The sequence below is a fragment of the Chryseobacterium gallinarum genome (assembly GCF_001021975.1).
GTDB lineage: Bacteria > Bacteroidota > Bacteroidia > Flavobacteriales > Weeksellaceae > Chryseobacterium > Chryseobacterium gallinarum.
In genome coordinates this window covers 2,294,001-2,317,387 of record NZ_CP009928.1, presented here as the reverse complement: position 1 = coordinate 2,317,387, position 23,387 = coordinate 2,294,001, and the positions used below count along the sequence as shown (strand labels likewise).

Sequence of the window (23,387 nt, the reverse complement as noted above, 5' to 3'; positions counted from 1 at the left end):
AATTTAATCTGCTAAATTGGGTGACAACCATTTTCCAGCTTCCTGAATACTACAACCTCTTCTTGCTGCGTAATCTTCAAGCTGATCTTCCGTAATTTTTCCTAAACCAAAATATTTTGCACGGGGACTACCGAAATAGTAACCGGAAACTGATGCTGTTGGAAACATTGCCAAACTTTCGGTAAGAAAAACCCCTGTATTTTCTTCTACTTTTAAAAGATCCCAGATGGTTTTCTTTTCCAGATGGTCCGGGCAAGCCGGATATCCCGGCGCAGGACGGATTCCTTTATATTTTTCAGCAATAAGCTCTTCATTACTTAAGTTTTCCTGGTTAGCATATCCCCAGTATTCTGTTCTTACTTTTTTGTGTAGAAATTCTGCATAGGCTTCTGCAAAACGGTCTGCCAGCGCTTTTACCATAATAGCGTTGTAATCATCATTGGCCTTTTCATATTCTTCTGCCAGTTCATCTGTTCCGAAACCTGTTGTGACGCAAAACACTCCCATATAATCAGTTTTACCGGAACTTTGCGGTGCAATAAAATCACTTAATGCCAGATAATCTTTTCCTTTTGATCTTTGAGCTTGTTGCCTTAAGGTTAAAAATCTAGCCTGCTCATTATTATTTTCATCAAAAATTATGATATCATCGGTTTCATTGGAATTAGCTTTGAAAATTCCAAAAATGGCTTTTGCTGTTAATAGCTTTTCGTCAAGAATCCTATTTAAGATAACCTGTGCATCTTTGAAAAGCTCCTTTGCCTGTACTCCTACCACCTCATCTTCTAAGATATTCGGGTATTTCCCATGAAGATCCCAGCTTCTGAAGAACGGAGACCAGTCTATAAAGGGCAATAGTTCTCTCAAATCCTGATTTTCGATTACGGTTATCCCTAATTTATTCGGTGTAAAAATTTCTTCGTTTTCCCAGTCTATTTTGAATTTATTTTCTCTTGCTTCTTCAATGGAAACGTAATCTTTATCAACCTGCCTGCTCAGGAACTTCTCTCTGAAATCCGAATAGTCATTCTTCAGGTCAGAAACATACTCTTTATTTCTGTCCCCCAATAGGGAACTTACCACATTTACTGCTCTTGATGCATCATTAACGTGAACTACAGCATTCTTATATTTTAAATCGATTTTCACGGCGGTATGTGCTTTTGAAGTGGTGGCACCACCTATCAATAACGGGAAATCCAGGTTTTGTCTTTCTAATTCTGATGCGATATATACCATTTCATCCAGACTTGGGGTAATCAATCCGCTTAGTCCAATCACATCTACTTTTTCTTCAATGGCAGTCTGAATAATTTTTTCGGCAGGAACCATCACCCCAAGATCAACGATTTCATAATTGTTACAGCCTAAAACAACACTCACAATATTTTTTCCGATATCATGAACATCGCCTTTTACAGTAGCCATTAAAATTTTTCCATTAGCAGGTTTTGTATTGTCTTTTTCTGCTTCTATAAAAGGTTGTAAATAAGCAACTGCTTTTTTCATTACTCTTGCAGACTTTACCACCTGGGGAAGAAACATTTTTCCGCTTCCAAATAAATCCCCTACAACTCCCATTCCCGTCATCAGATTAATTTCAATAACATGCAGTGGCTTTTCGGCCTGTTGTCTGGCTTCTTCCACATCATCTTCAATAAAGCGATCAATCCCTTTCACCAGGGCATGGGTGATCCTTTCCTGAAGAGGATAACTTCTCCATTCTAAATCTTCAGTTTTCTCTTTTTTTACTGATTTATGCTTCTCTGAATACTCAAGAAGCCTTTCTGTAGCGTCTTCTCTCCTATCCAGAATAACGTCTTCTACGAGCTCCAGTAATTCTTTATTGATTTCGTCGTACACTTCCAGCATAGCAGGATTTACAATTCCAATGTTCATTCCTGCCTGAATGGCATGATAAAGGAATACGGAATGCATTGCTTCTCTTACGGTGTCATTTCCACGGAATGAAAAAGAAACATTGCTGACTCCTCCGCTCACAGAGGCATAAGGAAGGTTTTGTCTTACCCAGCGCGTAGCTTCGATAAAATCGATCGCATTTCTTCTATGCTCATCCATTCCTGTTGCCACCGGGAAAATATTTAAATCAAAAATGATATCTTCTGCAGGAAATTTCACCTGATTAACCAGGATATCATAAGATCTCTTTGAGATTTCAATCCTCCGTTCAAGACTATCTGCCTGTCCTACCTCATCAAATGCCATTACGATGACTGCTGCCCCATATCTTTTGATTGCTTTTGCGTGTTTGATAAATTCTTCCTCACCTTCTTTCAGGCTGATGGAATTCACCACACATTTTCCTTGTGCCACCTGAAGACCTGCTTCCAGAATCTCCCATTTGGAGGAATCTACCATGATTGGAATTCTCGCAATATCCGGTTCGGAGGCAATTAAATTCAGAAATTTGATCATGGAAGCTTTTCCGTCGATCAATCCGTCATCAAAATTTACATCAAGAATCTGTGCCCCTCCTTCTACCTGATGGCGGGCAATATCTAATGCTTCAGAGAATTTTTCCTCTTTAATAAGTCTTAAAAATTTTTTGGAACCGGCAACATTAGTTCTTTCACCAACGTTGATGAAATTACTCTCCGGTGTTATGATCAGAGGCTCAAGGCCTGATAATCTTAAATATTTCATCAATTTTTTATTCTTCTAAAATATAGTAGGCATTATTGGCATTCTGCTTCAATAAATCTCTATGCTTGCTTAAAGCAGTCATCAACGGAAATCTTTTATACGCCAGCCCATGTTCTTTGGCAAATTTTTCAATTTCCTCCGTGATTTCATTATAATACATATAACTGTAATTGGGAAAAAGATGATGGGCAACATGGAAATTAAAGTTCCCCAATACATTTCTTACCAACCAGTTATTTTCTTTTAAATCATTAGTCACTTCCAGCTGGTGACGAAGCCAGCTAAACGGAAGTCCGTTATCTTTACTTAATTTCGGAAAAGCGTTATCCGGTAGCGGGTGTAAAGGCAAAAGCACAAACAAAGCAAAGATACTTGCTGATATCACTTGTAAAAACCAGGCTCCTAATGCTAAGCCTATTGATACTTTAAAGAACACAACAGGAACTACAATCTGATAAAAAAAGTAAAATAGTTTATAACCCACCATTTTTATTTTTTCTACAACAGGTATGCTGCCTTGTGTTTTTAAAATCACTCTATCTTTATCAAAGAAATCTCTAAAGTCTCTTATAAACATCCAGTTGAACAAATACAACGGGTATACTAAAAAGAAAAACTTATGCTGATATTTCTGAATCCCTTTGGCTTTGATCCATGGAACGATTAATAACAAACCGCTTTGCTCTATATCTGTATCCCATCCATCCACATTAGGATATGCATGGTGACTTACAATATGCCTTTTTTTCCAGATGTAGGAATTGGCCCCTACGAAGTCAAAGATGTGTAAGACCAGCCAGTTCAGTTTTTTGCTTTTATAGATGTTATTATGAGCTGCTTCATGAATTAGATTTAAATAAATCAGGACCAGAAAGATTCCCATCAGAATAAAACTCAATATATAAAGCCAATGCTTTTCTGCATTTAAAACAGCCAATAAATATAACCCAACATAACTCAACGGCAGAATAACTGCTTTGATCTGAATATAAATATCCCTGTTTTCAGGAATGGCTTCTACACGTTGGTTCACTTTCTTTCTTAATTCATTAAACAGTTTAGCATCTTCTGGATCTTTCAAGTAAATCGGCTTTTCCATTACATTAAATTTTGTGGTTTATTTAAAATTAATATTTATAAGCCAGCCTACATCTTTGATTTAATTAAAAAAATCTATTAAATCATACTAATTTCCTCAATTTTCTCGGCTCATATTTTTCTACCAGATCAGCAATTGCTTTTATATGTTCGGGAGTTGTTCCGCAGCATCCTCCGATAATATTGATCAAACCTTTTTCTACATATTCCTTAATCTGCCTTGCCATATCTTCCGGTGTTTCATCATATTTCCCGAATGCATTGGGCAAGCCTGCATTGGGATAGGCTGAAACATAGAATTCTGAATTGTGGGCTAGTGTTTCCAGGTAAGGTGTTAATTGATCTGCTCCCAATGCACAATTGAATCCCACACTTAATAAATTCAGATGGGAAACCGAAATGAGAAAGGCTTCTGCTGTTTGTCCGCTCAATGTTCTTCCTGAGGCATCGGTTATTGTTCCTGAAACCATGATAGGAATTTCAATTCCTCTTTCTTCCTGTAGCTCATCGATCGCAAATAAAGCTGCTTTAGCATTGAGTGTATCAAAGATGGTTTCTACCAAAAGGATGTCAGAGCCGCCATCTAACAGAGCTTCACACTGCTGTTTGTATGCTACCCGCAATTCTTCAAAAGTAATAGCTCTGTATCCCGGATCGTTAACATCAGGACTTAAGCTTGCCGTTCTGTTGGTAGGTCCGATAGATCCTGCTACGAATCTTGGTTTATCAGGATTTTTTGCTGTATATTCATCACAGGCTTTTCTGGCAATCTTTGCGGATTCATAGTTCAGCTCATAAACGAGTTCTTCCATGTGATAATCTGCCATGGCAATCGTAGTTCCTGAGAATGTATTGGTTTCAATGATATCGGCACCGGCCTCCAGGTATTTTTTATGAACTTCTTCTATAGCCTGAGGCTGTGTCAGGGAAAGCAGGTCATTATTTCCTTTCACCGGATATTTCCAATCTTTGAAGCGTTCACCACGGTAATCTTCTTCCTCGAACTTGTACCGCTGAAGCATGGTACCCATTGCCCCATCGAGGACGAGGATACGTTCATTAAGGGCTTTGTTTAGTGATTCTATATTGGTCATAGTCTCTTGTTTTGATGAGAATGGCAGGACTGCGTCCTGTTTTGTGTTAAATCGCCCTTCGGGGCTCTCTGTCTGATTAACCTAATGCCTGTTTTAAGTCTGCGATAATATCATCTATATTCTCTAAACCAACTGAACAACGCACCAGGCCTGCTGTAATTCCTACTTCGTTTCTTTCTTCATCAGTCAGTTTCGAGTGTGTTGTAGATGCCGGATGAGTGACGATTGTTCTTGTATCCCCGAGGTTTGCAGAAAGCGAGCACATTTTTATCTTATTAAGAAAGTTTCTTCCGCCTTCTATGCCTCCTTTAATTTCAAAAGCGACAATATTACCTCCAAGCTTCATTTGTTTCTTAGCTATCTCGTAGCTCGGGTGAGATTTCAGGAACGGATATTTTACCAGTTCTACATTGGGGTGGCTTTCCAGAAATTCTGCTACTTTCAATGCATTTTCACAGTGTTTCTCCACACGGATCGCCAATGTTTCCAGGCTCTTTGATAAAACCCATGCATTGAAAGGTGATAATGCAGGCCCGGTATTTCTTGCAAAGAGATAAATTTCCCTGATCAGTTCCGCTTTTCCTACTGCTATGCCTCCTAGCACTCTTCCCTGTCCGTCAATCAGCTTCGTCGCAGAATGTACAACAACATCCGCACCATATTTAACGGGCTGCTGAAGATAAGGAGTTGCAAAACAGTTATCTACAATAAAAATAAGATTATGTTTCTTTGCAATTTTCCCGAAAAATTCAAGATCCAGGATTTCAATGGCCGGATTGGTAGGGGTTTCGAGGTATAGGACTTTTGTATTGGGTTTAATCAGTTTTTCAACGTTTTCTGCATCTTCGGCTTTGAAATAGGTTGTTTCGATATTCCATTTCGGAAAATACTTCGTAAACAATGTATGGGTAGAACCGAATACCGACTGACAGCTTACAATATGATCTCCTGCGCTTAACAATGCGGCAAATGTTGAATAAATAGCAGCCATTCCTGTTGCAAATGCATATCCGGTTTCTGCTCCTTCCATTTTTGCGATCTTCTCTGTAAATTCTGTTACGTTCGGATTAGAAAAACGGCTGTAGAGGTTTTTAGGTTTTTCTTCTGCAAAACTCGCTCTCATATCTTCAGCATCCTGAAAAATAAAGCTGGATGTAAGATATAGCGGAGTAGAATGTTCATCAAACTGTGTTCGCTCCGTTTGTGTTCTTATTGCTGATGTTTCAAAATTTTCCATATAGTTTTAATTTGTCAATTTACCAATGTAGCAGTCTAACAATATAACAATGAGATTCTTCATTTTGCCCAGAACGGTAATAACCATCATTGGTACACTGTTATATTGCCAGATTTTTACATTAGTTTTTATTTTGTTTCACTTACTCTCAAAATATCTCCGAATACGCCTCTTGCTGTTACCTGTGCTCCCGCTCCGGCTCCCATAATCACGATAGGATTTTCTCCATAGCTTTCTGTATAAATCTCAAAAATGGAGTCTGAACCTTTTAGCTGTCCCAATGCTGAAGTTGCCGGAACAGAAATCAGCTGCACATCCAGTTCTCCTTTGTCTTTCTGCAAGTCTCCATGTAAATCACCAACATACCTCAATACATGGCCGGGCTCTTGATTTTCTTTGATCTTCTGATATTCTTCATCCAGTTCTCCAAGTCTCGAAAGAAATTCTGATTTTGAAACGGAAAGTAAGTTTTCCGGAACAAGGTTTTGAATATGGATATCTTCAAACTCATTGATCAGGTCCAGTTCTCTTGCTAAAATCAATAATTTTCTGGCTACGTCGTTTCCGGACAGATCTTCTCTTGGATCCGGTTCGGTGTAGCCTTTTTCCAGAGCTTCGTTAATGATGGTTGAGAATTTATCATCTCTCAAAGAGAAATTATTAAAAACATAACTTAGTGTTCCTGAAAATACTCCTTTGATCCTTGTGATATTTTCTCCTGAAAGGTGCAATAATTTAATCGTATCAATTAATGGCAAACCAGCTCCAACATTAGTCTCGTACAAATAACGTCTGTTATTTTTGTTCAACGTATATCTTAGTTTACGGTATTCTTCGATAGGGAGTGTATTGAAAATTTTATTGGAAGAAACCAGGTCGAAACCATTTTCCGCCAATGCATGATAATTTTTAACAAAGTCCTTGCTTGCCGTGTTATCTACAACAATGAGATTTTCCAACTGATTTTCTTTTGAGAAACTGATCAGCTCTTCAATATTGGAAGGTTTTTCTGCCGCCAGCACCTCATCATTCCATTGGGTATCAAACCCTTTTTTATTGAAAGCTATTTTCTTTGAATTGGCTACAGCCACTACCTTAAGGTCTATATTTTTACGTTTTTTAATTTCATCCGAAGATTCCAGCACCTGTTCTATGAGTGTTTTTCCAACGTTTCCATGTCCAATGATTGCCAGATGAACAGTTTTCGGTTTTTTGAAAATTTCGGATTCTATAATATTTTTAGTTTTCTCATCCTGCGATGATGTAACAACGATATTTACTCTATTTTCACCGGCCACTTGATTTAAAAGCAACGGAAAAACGTTATTTCTGGCCAGTTCGGCAAATACTTTATTGAAGTCTTCTGCTACAAAACCAATAACAGAAACATTATTAATACTATATATCTGGGATACTTTACCTGATTTTCTTTCTTCTTCAAATTCATCAATAAGGCACGTTACAGCTTTCTCTGCATCATTTTCATGTACTAATATGGAAATTCCGTTTTCTATGGCCTGCTGAGAAATTACGCCTACACTGATGCGCGCCAGGGTCAGCGCTTTAAAAATTCGTCCGTCAATTCCAATTTCGCCTAAAAAATCTTCTCCTTCAAATTTGATGATTGATCTGTTCTTCAAAAATTTTATTTCGTTAGCATTTTTCATTACTATAAAATGTTTTTTATGATATTGTTTAATTGTTGATATTCCATTAGGAAGGCATCATGCCCATGTACAGATTGGATCTCGTGATAAGAAATATTCTTTTTTTTCCTTTTTAGATTTTCAAAACACATCCGTATTTCAGAAGCGGGAAAGAATAGATCGGTATCAACGGAGATCATGTGCATTCGTGCTTGTATTTTCTCCAATGCTGATTCATCAGTATTAATATTCATCAGTAAATGATTCATCAGTTTATAGGCTTTTAAACTAAATCTTTCGTTTAAAGCATTACCATGATAAATAAGCCAGTCTTCTGATTCTAACCTTTCTTTTTCCTGATTGTATTTATTTTGAAATCTGTCGTTAAGTGATTGTGGAGTTCTGTAACACAACATGGCATGAATTCTTGCTTTTTGTAATGGCTCATCTTTATCATTTAATAAAAATTTCTGAACCAGACATTGTGCATGGAGCCAGTCGTGGGTTCTGTGATCGCAGGCTATGGGAATAAAAATTTCGGCCAGTTCGGGTTGCTTGGCAAGCATCTCCCAGGCAATTCCTCCTCCTAAGGAGCCTCCAATAATGGCATACACGTTTTTGATATGCAGTGCTTCCAGCCCTTTCAGAAATATACCGGCGATATCTGAAGGAGTGAAATCTTCATAATTTTCAATTAAAAAATGATCGTAACCGTTTCCGGGAATATTAAAACACAGAACAGTGTATTTTTGGGTATCTATCACCTGATTTTCTCCGATCAATTGCTTCCACCATCCTTTTTCTCCTGAAACATTGGAATTTCCGGTAAGGGCATGGTTAATCAAAATAATGGGGGCAGTAAACAGGTCTTTCCCGAAAAGCTCATAACTCAACGGGATATTATATTCCTTATTGGAATTGGTTTGATACGAAAGATTAATATAGTTTAGTTCTGTTTTCAATTCTATTATTTTAATACAATTGAAAATGCCACAGGAAATGGCTGAAAGAACTTCAGTAAGTTATCTGTCCAAAATAGTTTTGGTAGAACGTAGCACCTTCTTTGCTTTCACAAAGGGTTGCTAAGGTTTCATAGGGTCTAATCCCTCAACCTTTCTTGATAACATTTTCAATATTTGAATGAACGAATGGTGCAAAGGTAATTCTTTTCTTTGAATTTCAAAAAAAAAAATAATTTAATATTTAAAAAATGCCTTAAATACAAGTATTCCAAGTGCATATTAATAATTCTTCAGATGAAAAGAATTGGAATTATTTTCCAAAAAAACTAACTTCGTATGGAAAATGATGATATATGACTGCCGAAAAAGAAAGATTACAAGATACCAATTGGAAAAACTGGGGACCTTATGTAAGCAACCGGCAATGGGGAAATGTACGGGAAGATTATAGTCCCAACGGAAATGCCTGGAATTATACCAATCATAATAATGCGGAAAGCTATGCATACCGGTGGGGAGAAGAAGGTATTGCCGGAATTTCTGATACAAGACAACTTTTATGTTTTGCCTTTTCATTCTGGAATAAGAAAGACAAAATGGTCAAAGAACGTTTCTTTGGGTTGAGCAATCCCCAAGGTAACCATGGGGAGGATATCAAAGAAATTTTTTATTACCTGGATAATACACCTACGCATAGCTATATGAAAATGGTGTATAAATACCCTATCAATGCATTTCCTTATGATGATCTCCTTACTGAAAACGGAAGACGCAGTAAAAAGGAACCTGAATATGAACTATTCGATACGGGAATTTTTGATAATAATGAATATTTTGACATTTTCATTGAGTATTGTAAGGCCGATCATAATGACATTCTGGCCAGGGTTACAGTTTACAACAGAAGCCAATCTGATGCTCCCATTGTTCTGGCTCCTACAGCCTGGTTCAGGAATAACTGGAAATGGGGTTACAACACTTATAAAGCAGAAATGAATGCTTCTCACGACGGATGTATCAATGTTAATCATGACAGTATTTCAATCAAAAAGATCTATTCCCGAAATTTGAATGCACAAAGTGTATTTTGTGATAATGAAACCAATACTCCAAAACTATATGGTGCCCCTAAAACAGAAAACACCTATTATAAAGATGGAATCAATGATTTTATTATTCATCAGGGCAATACGATAAATCCTGAGAAAAGAGGTACCAAAGCTGCTTTTCTGATTGATGAAATGATTGGTGCAGGACAGTCCGGAACATTCGATTTCAGGTTTTGCCCTGACGGAGTTGACGAGCCTTTTAAAGATTTTGATGAAATTTTCAACACCAGAATTGCCGAAGCGGAAGAGTTTTACAGTGAGATTCAAAATGAAACCACTGATGAAGATGAAAAGAACGTTCAGAGACAAGCTTTTGCAGGTCTTCTCTGGAATAAGCAATTCTATCATTATAATATTGGAAAGTGGCTGAAAGGTGATCCTAATTTTGAAGCCCCCCGAAACTTCAACGAATATGTAAGAAATACAGAGTGGAACCATCTTCACAATAAGGATATTATATCTATGCCTGATAAGTGGGAATATCCCTGGTACGCAACCTGGGATCTCGCCTTTCATTGTGTTCCTTTTTCCATTATTGATGCTGAGTTTGCAAAAGGACAGCTTTTACTTCTTACCAAAGAATGGTATATGCATCCCAACGGACAGCTTCCTGCCTATGAATGGAATATGAGTGATGTAAATCCTCCTGTACATGCCTGGTCATGTTTCCGGGTTTTTAAAATAGATGAAAAAAATAATGGAAATCCTGATCTGCTATTTCTTGAAAAGGTCTTCCAAAAACTTCTTTTAAATTTCACCTGGTGGGTGAACAGGAAGGACAAGAACGGTAAGAATATTTTTGGTGGCGGTTTCCTTGGCCTCGATAATATCGGAGCTTTTGACAGAAATATGGTTTTAAAGGACGGGCAACACCTTGAACAGGCAGACGGTACCAGCTGGATGGCTATGTATGCCCTCAATATGATGAGGATTGCCATGGAACTTGCCCAGTATTACCAGGTGTATGAAGATATGGCTATTAAATTCTTTGAACATTATCTTTATATCGCAGAAGCCATGGAAAACCTGGGTGAAGGAACAAAAGGATTATGGAATGAGGAAGACGGATTTTTCTATGATGTTCTGCAACTGGGAAATGGAGACAGTGTCTCTTTAAGGCTGAGAAGTATTGTTGGACTCATCCCTTTGTTTGCGGTAGAAATTGTTGATCATCGCTTATTGGAAAAGATGCCCAACTTCCGGAGCCGTATGGAATGGATTTTAAAAAACAAGCCCGAGCTGACCAAGCTTGTCTCTCACTGGGATGAGGAAGGGCAAGGGAGAAAACATCTGATGAGCATCCTCCGTAAAAACAGGTTAACAAAAGTTTTAACAAGAATGCTTGATGAGAAAGAGTTTTTGAGCTCTTATGGAATACGGGCTATGTCCAAAGTTTATGAGGAAAACCCGTTTGTATTTTCTGTGCATGGTACGGAAAATGTGGTCTATTATACTCCTGCCGAAAGTGACAGCAGAATGTTTGGCGGCAACAGCAACTGGCGTGGCCCGATCTGGTTTCCTATCAATTTCCTGATTGTGGAAAGTTTACAACGCTTCCATTATTATTACGGAAACAGCCTGAAAGTAGAATTTCCCACTGGCAGCGGTGATAAAAGAAATCTGGATGAAGTGGCACAGAATATCAGCAGAAGGCTCTGTTCCATATTTTTAAAAAATGAACATGGAGAGCGAGCTTTCAATGGGGGAAATCCTAAGTTTAATCATGATGAACACTTTAAAGATTATATTACATTCTTTGAGTATTTCCATGGTGATAACGGAAGAGGCGTAGGGGCTTCTCACCAGACGGGCTGGACGGCCACGGTAGCGAAGTTAATCAAACCAAGACTTACCTTTTAATGAGCAATGAATAATAGGTAATGAGTACTAAAAAAGTTGGTGAATCTGAAGAGAAAAAATGAATTTCTTTTTACCCCACGAGCTTATACTGAAATTTTATTTAAAAAGACGAGGATTAAAACGTTATAGGTTTTTGAAACCTATAACGTTTATGCTTTAGCCGTGGTAAATAAAAATGAGGCTCGAAAGCCTCATCTATGCATTTAAATTTTTTTCCGTTAACGTATACTTCGTATCGGATCTCTACATTCGGTTCTAAAGTTTTGGATACGGAACAGTATTTTTCAAAAGACAGCTGTGCTGCTTTTAATGCTTTCTTAGAATCAATTTCTCCTTCCAAAAGGAATTTTACATTCATAGATTTAAAAGGTTTCGCATCATCTACAGGAATTCTCTCTCCTTCTACTTCTGCTTTAAAACCGGTAATTTCCTGACGTTGCTTCTTTAAAATAGAAACTACATCAATACCACTACAGCCTGCTACTGCCATCAATACGCTTTCCATTGGTGAAACCCCTTTTGCTCCAGGCTGGGAAGTATTGTCCAAAAGAACGGAAGAGGCGTAGGGGCTTCTCACCAGACGGGCTGGACAGCTACGGTAGCGAAGTTAATCAAACCAAGACTTACCTTTTAATGAGCAATGAATAATAGGTAATGAGTACTAAAAAAGTTGGTTAATCTGAAGAGAAAAAATGAATTTCTTTTTACCCCACTAGCTTATACTGAAATTTTATTTAAAAAGACGAGGATTAAAACGTTATAGGTTTTTGAAACCTATAACGTTTATGCTTTAGCCGTGGTAAATAAAAATGAGGCTCGAAAGCCTCATCTATGCATTTAAATTTTTTCTCCGTTAACGTATACTTCGTATCGGATCTCTACATTCGGTTCTAAAGTTTTGGATACGGAACAGTATTTTTCAAAAGACAGTTGTGCTGCTTTTAAAGCCTTTTTAGGATCAATTTCTCCTTCCAAAAGGAATTTTACATTCATAGATTTAAAAGGTTTCGCATCATCTACAGGAATTCTCTCTCCTTCTACTTCTGCTTTAAAACCGGTAATTTCCTGACGTTGCTTCTTTAAAATAGAAACTACATCAATACCACTACAGCCTGCTACTGCCATCAATACGCTTTCCATTGGTGAAACCCCTTTTGCTCCAGGCTGGGAAGTATTGTCCAAAAGAATAGAATTCCCCTGCGAATTGGTACATTCAAATAAAAAGTCGTCGTTGATTCTGTTAAGTGTTATTTTCATTATTGCTTATTGCTTATTGCTTATTGCTTATTGCTTATTGCTTATTGCTTATTGCTTATTGCAAAATTATAAAATTCCTCTCGCTTTTATTTCCAGATATTTATTGATAACATCAATATTCAAATTTTCCGGGAGTGTATATACTGTATAAATACCGTATTTACGAAGTTCCTGAATGATGAGTTTTTTTTCAAATTCAAATTTTTCAGATATAATTTCATCATATATTTCCTGTATATTTTCAGGATTTTTATGGATTAATGTCTGAAGTTCTGAATTTTTGAAAAACACCACCACTAAAAGATGGTTTTTGGCAATACCCCGGAGATATTTTAACTGGCGGTTTAATCCGTCCAATGTTTCAAAATTGGTAAAAAGCAGAATCAAACTTCTTTGATTGATAGAGTATTTTATATCCTGATAGAGACGATTAAAATCACTTTCAAAAAAATCTGTTTTGATATTGTAAAGTGCTTCAGAAATTTTTTTAAGCTGTCCCGATTTATTATCTGCTGCAATTTTATTCTCCGCTTTTTTGGAAAAGGTCATCATCCCTGCTCGATCTCCTTTCCGCAGAATAATATGAGACAATGCCATCGTTGCATTAATGGAATAGTCGAGTAAACTTAAGCCATTAAAAGGCATTTTCATTGTTCTACCTTTATCAATCAGCATGAAAATACGTTGTGATTTTTCATCCTGAAATTGATTAACCATCAGGCGATTTGTTTTGGAGGTAGCTTTCCAGTTGATGGTTCTGATGTCATCACCGGGAACATAGTCTTTGATCTGCTCAAACTCCATTGTATGGCCTAATTTTCTGACTTTTTTAATTCCTCCCAGCAAAAATTCACTTTGAAGAGCCATCAACTCATATTTTCTGAGATGAATGAAGGAGGGATAGGAAGGTAACATCGCATCTTTTTGAAAACGGAATCGTTTAGAAACAAAACCCAGTGGTGAAGATGCATAAATATTAAGGCTTCCAAACTGATATTCTCCTCTTTCCTTAGGTTCCAGGCTATATTGGAAATATGTATTTGATCCGCTGTTGATATTCTTTTCTATTAAAAAATCTCTTTTCTGAAATTGAAACGGGATTTCATCAATAATTCTGGACGTAATTTTAAAGCTGTAATTATTTTTAATATCAATTTTCACAAAATTCTCATCTCCGTTCGAAAGTTTTTCCGGCAATATTCTTTGGGCTTGTAATGCATTTTTTTGATTAAAAAGTAACAGATAATCAACCATAGCTGCCAGAAAACATATCAATAGAACAATATGTGCCACCCACATCAGAAACGGAAAGAAAAATGCCAGGACATACAAAACTCCCACTCCGATGAGTGTAAAGAAAAAACGGGTATTGATGTATAGGTCTTTCATTGGTCAGGGTTGCTGATTATAGATCCCAGGTCTTGGGAGTATATTTATTATATTTTTCACCATCAATATTATTGCAGGGATTAATGGGTTTGTTCAACATTTAGATATTTATATCAACCCCCTTCTTTAACATCTTTTTTAAAATTTGAAATTCTTTGCAATAATGAATGATGTTTTATCTGGGGATCTCTATTCCCTCTAAAATCTGGCGGATAATTTCATCTGCTGTAAGACCCTCCATTTCTCTTTCAGGAGATACAATAACCCTGTGGCGTAACACAGCATTGCTTGCTTCTTTAATATCTTCCGGAGTGACGAAATCTCTTCCCCTTAGTGCAGCAAATGCTTTTGAAGCAGTAAGAAGTGCGAGAGAGGCTCTTGGCGAAGCCCCCAGGTATAAAAACTGGTTTTCCCTGGTATTAATAATAATTTTAGCAATATATTCCATCAACTGAGTTTCCACAATGATTTCTTTTACCAAATGCTGATAGTTTCTCAGCTGCTCTGCAGTAATTACACGATTGACTCCCTCTGTTTTATCTTCTTTTTTACTTTCGTGCTGATTTCTGATGATGGCAATTTCCTGCTCAAGGTTGGGATATCCTACATTGATTTTGAATAAAAAACGATCCAGCTGTGCCTCTGGAAGCCTGTAGGTTCCTTCATGCTCTATTGGATTTTGGGTAGCTACAACCAGAAACGGTTCATCCATGATATAACGGACGCCATCCATAGTAATCTGCCTTTCTTCCATCACTTCAAATAAAGCAGCCTGTGTTTTCGCTGGAGATCTGTTGATTTCATCAATTAAAATAAAATTGGAAAAAACAGGTCCTTTTTTAAATTCAAATTCTGAATTTTTCACATTGAAAACAGAGGTCCCCAGAATATCAGAAGGCATAAGATCCGGTGTAAACTGGATCCTGCTGAATCCCACATCGATGGTTTTAGCCAGCAATTTTGCTGTAATGGTTTTGGCTACTCCGGGAACACCTTCTATCAAAACGTGACCGTTTGAAAGTAATGCTGCAAGAAGATGCTCTATCATGTTCTCCTGCCCTACAATTACTTTTCCTATTTCTGCTTTTACCTTATCTAAACTTGCACGAAGTTCTATCATATCAATTCTCGACTGGAACTGTTCTTCGTTTTTATTTAGATTGATTGGGGGTTGATTTTCTATGTTCGGGTTATCAAGATTTTCCATAATTTTTTATTTTGGGTTTGATAGGTCTTCGTTCTATCTTTGACTAAATCGTCCCTTCGGGACTCTTATTTTAATATTTCGTCTAGTAGTTTATTGATTTTTTCCAGGTCTTCCTTCATTACACTCGCATAAGGATCCTGTGCTCTTTTGATAAGGCTGATTGCTTCATTAATCTTTTCAATAGGTTTTCCGGTTTTCATCTGGAGCTTCTTAGCAAATTCTTCGTCGATGTTTTGGGTATCGATCAGAAGATCCATTCTTACTTTATTCAGAAAGTATTGGGCTTTTTTAGCCATCATATCATGAAAATCGCCTTCCTGAAGATAGAGATTTCCGATACTTTTCACAAAATCGACAGAGGTATTCCGTAAAGGTTCAATCACAGGCACGATTCTTTGTTTTCTTTTTGCATTAAAGAAGATAAACAGGATTAGCCCTCCCAGGAATATCCACCATGCATACTTTAATGCCGGATTAGACAATACAAATCTCATAAAGAAGCGGGAAACTTTTGATTTGCTTTCTACAAACCAAAGTGTCTCCCTATCCGGAAGGTAAGAAAATACATCCTGTGCATATTTTACATTTCCGGGTTTAAGGAGATAGTAATTCGTCAGGAAAAGAGGTTCGCTATGAGCATAAATGGTTCCTTTTCCAAATTGTACCTTAATAAAGTTTGCCTGATCGGTATTCTTTTTCTCCACCGTTTTCCCCAATATCTCAGCTTGAGGTTTGATGTAAGAAAATCCTCTTCCCGACGGAAATTTGTCTAATTGAATGAAGTCATTCTGATATTTTTTATCCGTAAGTTTCAGAACATTTTCTTCTTCAAAAGAAATATCTGAATCATAGAAGCCAATACTATCGGAAATTTCCTTAGGAATATTGCTTACCATCAGCATTGCATCTGAGCCGGCAGATACCTGTTCCAGAATTTTCTTCCATGATTCCCTGTCAATATCATGCTCGATAACGATAATATTGTGAGCTCCTTTTTTCTGGTTATAATATTCATAAGGAGTCTGCTCAATCTCTTTCAGCTTATTCTTAAAAAGATCTTTGGCTTCGTTACTAAAAACAAATAACCCAAAAGGGGACTTCTCATTGGGATCAAAATTCTTACGCCAGTCTGTAGTTTCTTTTTTATTAACTTCAAGCAATGCCAGAATAAGCATCATTACGATGAAAATTACAGCATATATTTTGAAAGTTTTGTTCATGGTCAGTTTTGTTATGGTTTAAATGCCTGGTATTGATCTTTAAATTTCCGGTAGCTTTGTTCTTCAATCTTAAATTCCCCATACCAAACATAATCGAAAATATAGGAAAGGTCTGCAAAAGCTTCTTTAAGGTGATCTGCCTTCATCTCTGCAACATAATCCTTATTGGTTTTTTCCGGATTCCAGCTGATCAGTTTTTTGTCACTTAACTTTTTTAAAATAAATAAAAACTGGTAACGAACTGCAGACCGGTAATCTCCGGTGTGCTCAAACTTTGCAATGCTTTCCGGAAAATTGATTTCATGAATATTTTCATGAAGTTCTTCTACATTTAAATCCAGTTTTTTATTCTTTTTGCCAAAAATAAAGCTACCGTCTTTTCCTAAGATGTATTTAATAATAAAATAAAGCAGGAATCCTACGAGAATAATGGCAAAGAAACGGATAAGATTTGTTGTAAACTGCTCGGATCTGGTAAAAACTGTATCTCCAAAGATTCCTCTCAGAACCCGGTCTATTTTTCTTAATAATTTTTGCCAAAACGATTCTCTTGGTTTTGATACGGAATAATCAAATTCATTCCCTTTGTATCTTGCCGGGATATTTTCTTTAAATTGTTTAGGATAGACTGTATTTTCTGAAACCGGGTTTTTCATCAGAACAGAGTCTGCACGCAGCATATTGCGATAGTGTCCCATGCCTAAAGAATCTCCCAGATAATCATCTACGGGAGAAGCTTCCTGGGCCTGAAAAGTTCCAAGAGTGAAAAGCAGTATCAGAAAAGAAAAGAAATTATTCATTGCTACCAATAGTATCTATTTCTGCCAATTCAGCTTTCTGATGAAGATCCGTTCTGCTGTCATAATACATCAATCCTGCATTTATATACATCAGGTTGGAAAGAACTAATGATAACAAAATAGAAATTCCGTAGAATATAAAAAATATAACTCCGGCAACTCCGGTAAACGGATTTTGTTCAAAGTTTCCATCCGGAGAAGAGGTGAGAACAGATCCGTAAAAAAAAATCATAGGAATAACTGTAAAAACCGAAGTTGCGATGTATATAATAATAAACATAACAAATGCCGATCCCCAATACTTCCAGTAGGGAGATTTCTCACTTCCGTTGGGATAAGAAAACTGGGCACGTATTGAATAACTCAGACTTTCTAAAAAACCTCTGTTTGAGTTAAAATAATCATACATTAAAAAGGTGTTGACATTAAAAATAGTAGGATAAAGAAGCAATATCAGAAACAAGCCTATGATAATGAAAACCAGCATATAAGAAAATCCTACAACAAAAAGAGTAAGCGGAACTACAATAAAGATCATTCCGAGACAGAGCCTTGCAATTCTGCCTGTATTGTTTTTAAAATCACTTAAAATATCATCAGTTTTTATTTTTTCTGCACCCTGTGCAATCCTTTTCAGGTAAAAAACAGGATATAGATAATTGACAATTGCCAGCACAATAAAAAGTAAAAATGTCAGTATACCAACTACAATCAGCATCCCGGCATTATCTGAAAAGTATTGCTCAAAATAATAGGTTTCTCCTCTTAAATTGGAGCCGAATATCTGTGAAAAGAGCTCTTTATATCCAAAAATAAAAATGGTAATGATTAAAATCAACAGCAAACCATTTATCAGAATATAATTCTTAAAATAGTTTTTTCCATATAATTTGAAGAAATTAAAACTATCACTGATGAAAGTTCCGAAATCTCTTTTTTTATAAAATTGTATCATGGGTATGGTTATTCATTTTTTTATTAACAATGGACGGATATACAAAATAGTAAAATCCTATAATCGTAAGCGAACTGATAATGATCGCCAGATTTAAAGTTAAAGGCATCTTTAAAGCATGTCTCGTAACGTAGCCTTCAATGATTCCGGCACAAATTGTAAATGGAATCGTACTCAGAAATATTTTAAAAGAATCTTTAAATCCTTTTTTAAAAGAATTAAATCTTGAAAATGTTCTCGGGAAAAGAATAGAAGCTCCGAGAATCAATCCGCACATGGCCTCGACAACCATAGCAAAAATTTCAAAAACGCCGTGAAGCCAGATCCCTCTCGCACTATCTTTCAAGGCTCCATAATCATAGAAAAAATACTGAAAAGACCCCAGCATCACACTATTGGAAAGAAGTGCAAATAATGTCCCCACTCCTCCTGTAATTCCGTAGATATACAATTTTGCACCTACCTGAATATTATTAAAAATTATTCCAATGGTACTCCCCCATGTGGAACCGCTTTGATAAATCCCTACAGCATTATTATTCTTTATGTTTTCAATAGTTTCGTTCACATAACTTTCTCCAAGAATAATATTGGCAAAATCCTTATCATACATTGCTGAAAGCACACCTATTGATGTAAACAGAATAAAGAAAAGGAAGGCATACATCAGGTATCTTCTATACTGATACACCAATAAAGGGACTTCTGTTTTGAAAAAATAAAGAATCCTGTTCTCCTCTACCCTTTTTGTCTTATAGATCTTCTGGAATACCTGGGCTGATAAATGATTCAGGTAGACCGTTGTATTGCTTTTAGGATAGTAGGTCTGGGCAAAAGAAAGATCATTGATCAGATTGATATACAATGAAGACAGGTCATCAGGATTTTTTTTAATTTTCCCTTGAATAACCTGTTCAATTCCCAACCATTTTTCTTTATTTTGTTTAATGAAATAAACTTCTCTCATAATTGTAAAGGCTAAAATAATAAAAATTATGTCTCAAATTGCGATAAATACTTCACAAAATGTAAATATTAACTTCAATACAGCCAGTGTGGGAGAAAGGATGCTTGCATTTATCATCGATCTTCTGATCAGGGTTGCGTATGTCATTATTGTCATGTATCTTTTCTTTAATATTTTTGATTTGGGATATTTATTGAGCGGCCTCGATCAGTGGTCTGTAATGGCCATTTACATTATTCTCACCTTTCCTGTTTATATTTATCCTCTTGTGCTGGAAAGCCTGATGGAAGGACAGACTCCCGGAAAAAAGCTTTTGAAAATTAAAGTCGTAAAGATTGACGGGTATCAGGCAAGTTTTGGAGATTATCTCATCCGGTGGGTATTCAGGCTCATTGATGTAACTTCTGGAGGAATTGTAGGCTTAACGTCAATGATTATCTCGAAAAACAATCAGCGTTTAGGGGATATTGCAGCCGGGACAGCAGTGATTTCTTTAAAAAATAACATCAATATTTCCCATACCATCCTGGAAAATATTCACGAAGATTATATTCCTTCTTTTCCTCAGGTTATTGCATTGAGTGATAACGATATGAGAATTATCAAGGACAATTATACCAAAGCCTTAAAAATCGATGACCGTCAGATTATCAGTAAACTTTCCGATAAAATCAAAAGTATTCTGAAACTCGAGATCGATCCTACCAAAATGACGGAAAGGCAGTTTATTAACATCATCATAAAAGATTACAACTACTATACAGGTAAAGACAATTAAGCTATAACCATTTTTTCCAATTTTACTTTTTGTCCTAATGTAACAGTTTGTAATAAGGTCTGTTTTTATCCATCATTGAGCCCGGTGTAATTTTTGTATCTTTAACAGTAAAGTTCTGAATTATGAAATTTGAAAATAACAAATCAGGAAATGGAGGAGTTCTTACCCTGAATAACGAAACTAAAGAAATTGGAAGGCTTACTTATACCATTTTTCCGGAAGATAACAGGCTGATTATTTCCTTTGTACTGGTGCATCCAGAATTTGAGGGTAGAGGAATGGGAAAATATCTGGTGGAAGAAGCAATCAGGTTTGCCAGGGAAAACAACTGGAAAGTTTATCCTCATTGTTCCTATGCAAGGTCTGTCATGATGAGAATGAATGATGTGGAAGATATTTTTTTAAAGAATTAAAACTTCATTGACCAGGATCTCTTCAATATTATCAGGATAATCCACTTGGAGATGATGGTCAGAAGCTACCCATTCCATAATTTCCCGGAGATTTAAAACTTTGGAATTTGGGATTCCCATTCGGTCAAGGGCACATGCATTACACTCCTGCTCGTATTGATTATGAATAGGAATTACAAATAGTTTTTTGTTCATGAATAAAGCTTCTGCAGGAGTTTCAAAGCCTGCATTGCATAGAATCCCGTCACATCCTTCAAAATATTTCAGATACTGAAGTTCATCAATAGGAAATACTTCAATATTTTTCAATTTGACATGTACTTTGCTGTACTTTGAAAAGACTTTCCATTGTACCGGGATTTTTCTAAGTACTTTAATGATATTCTCGTCGGCAAAACTCGGCAGATATACAAGGTAATATCCCTGCTTATAAGGATTAAGGTTTCTGATTTTCTTACGGATTACCGGTTTTTTGATCTGCGGGTGATAGTTTTCAAAATGAAAGCCGATCTTCTTTTCGCCAGGAACATAATATTTCAGGATCAGTTCCCCCAGAAAATCCTTCTTTTCAGGTTTTGGAGTTTCCGGAAAACTCATGGATGCCTGATGGCTGAGCTCTATCATTGAGAGCTTTTTTAGCTTACAAGCCCATCCCGTTAAAGGTTCATAATCATTAATAATCAGATCATACTTGGTAAGTTCCAGCTCATGTATGGTTTTTATCGCCTCCAGAAACTTATTCTCAGTAAATGTTTTGAGGTAGGATAATCCGCCTGTTTTATTATAAAGCAGGGAAATGCCCCTATGCTGGAAATTAATGTCAAAATCAGCCTTTAATTGTGATTGATGTCCGCTGATTAAAGTATCTACCGATGCGTATTTTTTGAGAATCGGAATAATTTCCTGAGCTCTTGCTACATGTCCGTTTCCGGTTCCTTGAAAGGCATACAAGATCTTCATCAGGAAAAGTTAGTTACCATTTTTAAAAGTGTTGAGCTGTCCATTTCCTGAATTTCTTCTGCTTCATCATCTTTCAGCAAATGTTTATGCTCATCGTAATAAAAGATCTTCCATTGCTTATCATGGTATTCCAATGCTGACAGGTTTTCTATCCAGTCTCCGGAATTCAGATAGGTACAAGACCCCTTTTTATTGATAACCTCCCGAATTTGCGGTTGATGAATATGTCCGCAAATGACGTAATCATAATTGTTGTCAATAGCCAATTCAGAAGCGGTAAGTTCAAAATCCCCGATATATTTGACTGCTTTTTTCACATTGTTTTTGATTTTCTTTGAAAATGAATATTTTTCCTTACCCATTTTTTCTAAAAACCAATTGACAATGTTATTGATAACAATTAAAAGATCATACCCTTTCCCGCCAAGTTTGGCGATCCATTTGGAATGTTGTACCGATGCATCAAAAACATCACCGTGAAAGATCCAGGTTTTCTTTTCATCTATAGTCAGGCATATTTTATTACAGACCTTAAGCTTACCAAGCTCAAAATCGGTAAACTTACGAAACATTTCATCGTGATTACCCGTAATATAATAGACATCCGTACTTTTGGTAGCGAATGAAAGGATCTTCCTGATCACTTTCAAATGAGGTTTAGGGAAGTAAGACTTTTTGAATTGCCAGATATCAATGATATCACCATTCAATACTAACGTTTTAGGCTGTATAGAATTAAGGTATCTTAGCAATTCTTTAGCCTTACATCCATAAGTTCCCAAATGAACATCCGAAATAACAACTAACTCTACGTTTCTTTTCATCCGTATAATTTTCAGCTTTTAATTAGCCAGGGGAATGTCCGAATGTTTTTTAAAATATAAAAAAGCTGAACAAGGCATTCCCAGATTTTATACAAAGAAACTCATTGAAAGTTAACTGTATATGAATGCTATATTATTTTTTATAGAGAGTTCATTAACTCTTCTGTAATTTCCATATTGTGATAAACATTCTGAACATCGTCATCTTCTTCGAAACGTTCAAGCATTTTCATATTAGCTTTGAATTGCTCTTCACTTACCTCTTTTGTATTGTTTGGAATTCTTTGCAGCTCGGCACTTTTGGCTTCTATGCCAAGTTCATCCAGTTTGTGGGATAAAGAACCGAAATCTTCAAAGGCAGTTGTAATCATTACCTCTTCTTCATCTTTTTCTACATCTTCTGCACCCCCATCAATCATTTCCATTTCAAAATCATCCCAATCCATTTTGATCTGAGCCAGGTCAATAGTAAAAATTCCTTTTCTGTCAAAGATAAATGCAAGCTCACCATTCTTACCAAGATTTCCGTCAAACTTATTGAAAACGGCTCTTACATTAGCTACGGTTCTTGTGGTGTTATTAGTGGTACATTCTACGAAGAAGGCAACACCTCCCTGCCCATATCCTTCATAAGTAACTTCTTCATAGTTCTCTGCATCTGCACCGCTGGCCTTTTTGATGGCTCTTTCTACGTTATCTTTAGGCATATTGGCCCCTTTTGCATTTTGGATACATCTCCTTAAGGCAGGGTTTGATTCCGGATCCGGCCCTCCTGCTTTTACTGCCAATGCAATGTCTTTACCTATTTTGGAGAATGTTTTGGCCATTTTATCCCATCTGGCCATTTTAGAAGCTTTTCTATATTCAAATGCTCTTCCCATTTTAATTTTTAAATTTTCAACAAAATTACTTAAAAGTCAACAAAAAAAAAATACCTCCAAAAAATT

General features: G+C 36.4%; 19 protein-coding genes, 1 pseudogene and 1 riboswitch. Of the genes and pseudogenes, 3 read left to right on the top strand and 17 right to left on the bottom strand.

What is annotated here, in order from left to right; genetic code table 11:
• Positions 1-3: 3 nt before the first annotated feature.
• The 6 genes from metH to OK18_RS10390 form a co-directional block, all read right to left on the bottom strand.
• Positions 4-2,664, bottom strand: a complete 2,661-nt coding sequence (metH, locus tag OK18_RS10415) for a methionine synthase (RefSeq protein WP_053327957.1) — start codon at positions 2,662-2,664, stop codon at positions 4-6.
• Between the two features lie 7 nt (positions 2,665-2,671).
• Positions 2,672-3,763, bottom strand: a complete 1,092-nt coding sequence (locus OK18_RS10410) for a fatty acid desaturase family protein (RefSeq protein WP_053327956.1) — start codon at positions 3,761-3,763, stop codon at positions 2,672-2,674.
• Positions 3,764-3,845: 82 nt separating this feature from the next.
• A complete protein-coding gene (locus tag OK18_RS10405) occupies positions 3,846-4,856 on the bottom strand; it encodes a homocysteine S-methyltransferase family protein (RefSeq protein WP_050020647.1) in 1,011 nt (336 codons plus the stop codon).
• Positions 4,857-4,932: 76 nt separating this feature from the next.
• Positions 4,933-6,093: an O-succinylhomoserine sulfhydrylase gene (locus OK18_RS10400; protein WP_053327955.1), complete on the bottom strand. Its 1,161-nt coding sequence runs from the start codon at positions 6,091-6,093 to the stop codon at positions 4,933-4,935.
• A 128-nt stretch (positions 6,094-6,221) separates the two neighbouring features.
• Positions 6,222-7,760: an ACT domain-containing protein gene (locus OK18_RS10395; RefSeq protein WP_053327954.1), complete on the bottom strand. Its 1,539-nt coding sequence runs from the start codon at positions 7,758-7,760 to the stop codon at positions 6,222-6,224.
• Positions 7,761-7,762: 2 nt separating this feature from the next.
• Positions 7,763-8,701, bottom strand: a complete 939-nt coding sequence (locus OK18_RS10390) for an alpha/beta fold hydrolase (protein WP_053327953.1) — start codon at positions 8,699-8,701, stop codon at positions 7,763-7,765.
• A gap of 57 nt (positions 8,702-8,758) precedes the next feature.
• Positions 8,759-8,866, bottom strand: a riboswitch (SAM riboswitch).
• A 188-nt stretch (positions 8,867-9,054) separates the two neighbouring features.
• Between OK18_RS10390 and OK18_RS10385 the strand changes: the two genes are divergently transcribed.
• Positions 9,055-11,670 (top strand): MGH1-like glycoside hydrolase domain-containing protein, encoded by a 2,616-nt coding sequence (locus tag OK18_RS10385; RefSeq protein ID WP_053327952.1) that lies wholly within the window; start codon positions 9,055-9,057, stop codon positions 11,668-11,670.
• Between the two features lie 214 nt (positions 11,671-11,884).
• On the opposite strand, the pseudogene OK18_RS10380 reads toward OK18_RS10385, so the two are convergent.
• The 8 genes and pseudogenes from OK18_RS10380 to OK18_RS10345 all read right to left on the bottom strand — a co-directional run.
• Positions 11,885-12,247 (bottom strand): annotated as a pseudogene (locus OK18_RS10380) (OsmC family protein); the annotation flags it as partial.
• Between the two features lie 260 nt (positions 12,248-12,507).
• Positions 12,508-12,927, bottom strand: coding sequence for an OsmC family protein (locus OK18_RS10375; protein WP_053327951.1), 420 nt, complete (start codon positions 12,925-12,927; stop codon positions 12,508-12,510).
• 66 nt (positions 12,928-12,993) lie between these two features.
• On the bottom strand, positions 12,994-14,316 hold the full coding sequence (locus OK18_RS10370) for a DUF58 domain-containing protein (protein WP_050020644.1): 1,323 nt from the start codon (positions 14,314-14,316) through the stop codon (positions 12,994-12,996).
• Positions 14,317-14,491: 175 nt separating this feature from the next.
• A complete protein-coding gene (locus tag OK18_RS10365) occupies positions 14,492-15,523 on the bottom strand; it encodes an AAA family ATPase (protein ID WP_053327950.1) in 1,032 nt (343 codons plus the stop codon).
• A 65-nt stretch (positions 15,524-15,588) separates the two neighbouring features.
• Positions 15,589-16,743 carry a DUF4350 domain-containing protein gene (locus OK18_RS10360; protein ID WP_053327949.1) on the bottom strand — a complete coding sequence of 385 codons (1,155 nt, stop codon included), beginning with the start codon at positions 16,741-16,743 and terminating at the stop codon, positions 15,589-15,591.
• Positions 16,744-16,754: 11 nt separating this feature from the next.
• On the bottom strand, positions 16,755-17,543 hold the full coding sequence (locus tag OK18_RS10355) for a DUF4129 domain-containing protein (protein ID WP_053327948.1): 789 nt from the start codon (positions 17,541-17,543) through the stop codon (positions 16,755-16,757).
• On the bottom strand, positions 17,536-18,498 hold the full coding sequence (locus tag OK18_RS10350; protein ID WP_053327947.1) for a DUF4013 domain-containing protein: 963 nt from the start codon (positions 18,496-18,498) through the stop codon (positions 17,536-17,538). The genes OK18_RS10355 and OK18_RS10350 overlap by 8 nt, the downstream gene beginning before the upstream one ends.
• Positions 18,482-19,465, bottom strand: coding sequence for a stage II sporulation protein M (locus tag OK18_RS10345; protein ID WP_053327946.1), 984 nt, complete (start codon positions 19,463-19,465; stop codon positions 18,482-18,484). Before OK18_RS10345 ends, OK18_RS10350 begins: the two co-directional genes overlap by 17 nt.
• Before the next feature lie 28 nt (positions 19,466-19,493).
• Between OK18_RS10345 and OK18_RS10340 the strand changes: the two genes are divergently transcribed.
• Both OK18_RS10340 and OK18_RS10335 read left to right on the top strand, forming a co-directional pair.
• Positions 19,494-20,243 carry an RDD family protein gene (locus OK18_RS10340; RefSeq protein ID WP_050020640.1) on the top strand — a complete coding sequence of 250 codons (750 nt, stop codon included), beginning with the start codon at positions 19,494-19,496 and terminating at the stop codon, positions 20,241-20,243.
• A gap of 122 nt (positions 20,244-20,365) precedes the next feature.
• On the top strand, positions 20,366-20,656 hold the full coding sequence (locus OK18_RS10335; protein WP_050020639.1) for a GNAT family N-acetyltransferase: 291 nt from the start codon (positions 20,366-20,368) through the stop codon (positions 20,654-20,656).
• Here OK18_RS10335 and OK18_RS10330 read toward each other — a convergent pair.
• From OK18_RS10330 to OK18_RS10320, 3 genes are all read right to left on the bottom strand, one after another.
• Positions 20,645-21,616 (bottom strand): glycosyltransferase family protein, encoded by a 972-nt coding sequence (locus OK18_RS10330; protein ID WP_053327945.1) that lies wholly within the window; start codon positions 21,614-21,616, stop codon positions 20,645-20,647. The two genes, OK18_RS10335 and OK18_RS10330, sit on opposite strands and share 12 nt — an antisense overlap.
• A complete protein-coding gene (locus OK18_RS10325; RefSeq protein ID WP_050020638.1) occupies positions 21,616-22,440 on the bottom strand; it encodes a UDP-2,3-diacylglucosamine diphosphatase in 825 nt (274 codons plus the stop codon). Before OK18_RS10325 ends, OK18_RS10330 begins: the two co-directional genes overlap by 1 nt.
• Before the next feature lie 140 nt (positions 22,441-22,580).
• Entirely contained in the window at positions 22,581-23,321 is a 741-nt protein-coding gene (locus OK18_RS10320) for a YebC/PmpR family DNA-binding transcriptional regulator (RefSeq protein WP_050020637.1), read from the bottom strand.
• Positions 23,322-23,387: the final 66 nt, after the last annotated feature.

Bases quoted from the DNA above. Each gene is read 5' to 3' on its own strand.
- OK18_RS10385 (WP_053327952.1), top strand. From the start codon at position 9,055: ATGACTGCCGAAAAAGAAAGATTACAAGATACCAATTGGAAAAACTGG.
- OK18_RS10350 (WP_053327947.1), bottom strand. From the start codon at position 18,498: ATGATACAATTTTATAAAAAAAGAGATTTCGGAACTTTCATCAGTGAT.
- OK18_RS10325 (WP_050020638.1), bottom strand. From the start codon at position 22,440: ATGAAAAGAAACGTAGAGTTAGTTGTTATTTCGGATGTTCATTTGGGA.
- OK18_RS10360 (WP_053327949.1), bottom strand. From the start codon at position 16,743: ATGAACAAAACTTTCAAAATATATGCTGTAATTTTCATCGTAATGATG.
- OK18_RS10320 (WP_050020637.1), bottom strand. From the start codon at position 23,321: ATGGGAAGAGCATTTGAATATAGAAAAGCTTCTAAAATGGCCAGATGG.
- OK18_RS10340 (WP_050020640.1), top strand. From the start codon at position 19,494: ATGTCTCAAATTGCGATAAATACTTCACAAAATGTAAATATTAACTTC.
- OK18_RS10335 (WP_050020639.1), top strand. From the start codon at position 20,366: ATGAAATTTGAAAATAACAAATCAGGAAATGGAGGAGTTCTTACCCTG.
- OK18_RS10330 (WP_053327945.1), bottom strand. From the start codon at position 21,616: ATGAAGATCTTGTATGCCTTTCAAGGAACCGGAAACGGACATGTAGCA.
- OK18_RS10410 (WP_053327956.1), bottom strand. From the start codon at position 3,763: ATGGAAAAGCCGATTTACTTGAAAGATCCAGAAGATGCTAAACTGTTT.
- OK18_RS10365 (WP_053327950.1), bottom strand. From the start codon at position 15,523: ATGGAAAATCTTGATAACCCGAACATAGAAAATCAACCCCCAATCAAT.
- OK18_RS10375 (WP_053327951.1), bottom strand. From the start codon at position 12,927: ATGAAAATAACACTTAACAGAATCAACGACGACTTTTTATTTGAATGT.
- OK18_RS10395 (WP_053327954.1), bottom strand. From the start codon at position 7,760: ATGAAAAATGCTAACGAAATAAAATTTTTGAAGAACAGATCAATCATC.
- OK18_RS10345 (WP_053327946.1), bottom strand. From the start codon at position 19,465: ATGAGAGAAGTTTATTTCATTAAACAAAATAAAGAAAAATGGTTGGGA.
- OK18_RS10370 (WP_050020644.1), bottom strand. From the start codon at position 14,316: ATGAAAGACCTATACATCAATACCCGTTTTTTCTTTACACTCATCGGA.
- metH (WP_053327957.1), bottom strand. From the start codon at position 2,664: ATGAAATATTTAAGATTATCAGGCCTTGAGCCTCTGATCATAACACCG.
- OK18_RS10400 (WP_053327955.1), bottom strand. From the start codon at position 6,093: ATGGAAAATTTTGAAACATCAGCAATAAGAACACAAACGGAGCGAACA.
- OK18_RS10405 (WP_050020647.1), bottom strand. From the start codon at position 4,856: ATGACCAATATAGAATCACTAAACAAAGCCCTTAATGAACGTATCCTC.
- OK18_RS10355 (WP_053327948.1), bottom strand. From the start codon at position 17,543: ATGAATAATTTCTTTTCTTTTCTGATACTGCTTTTCACTCTTGGAACT.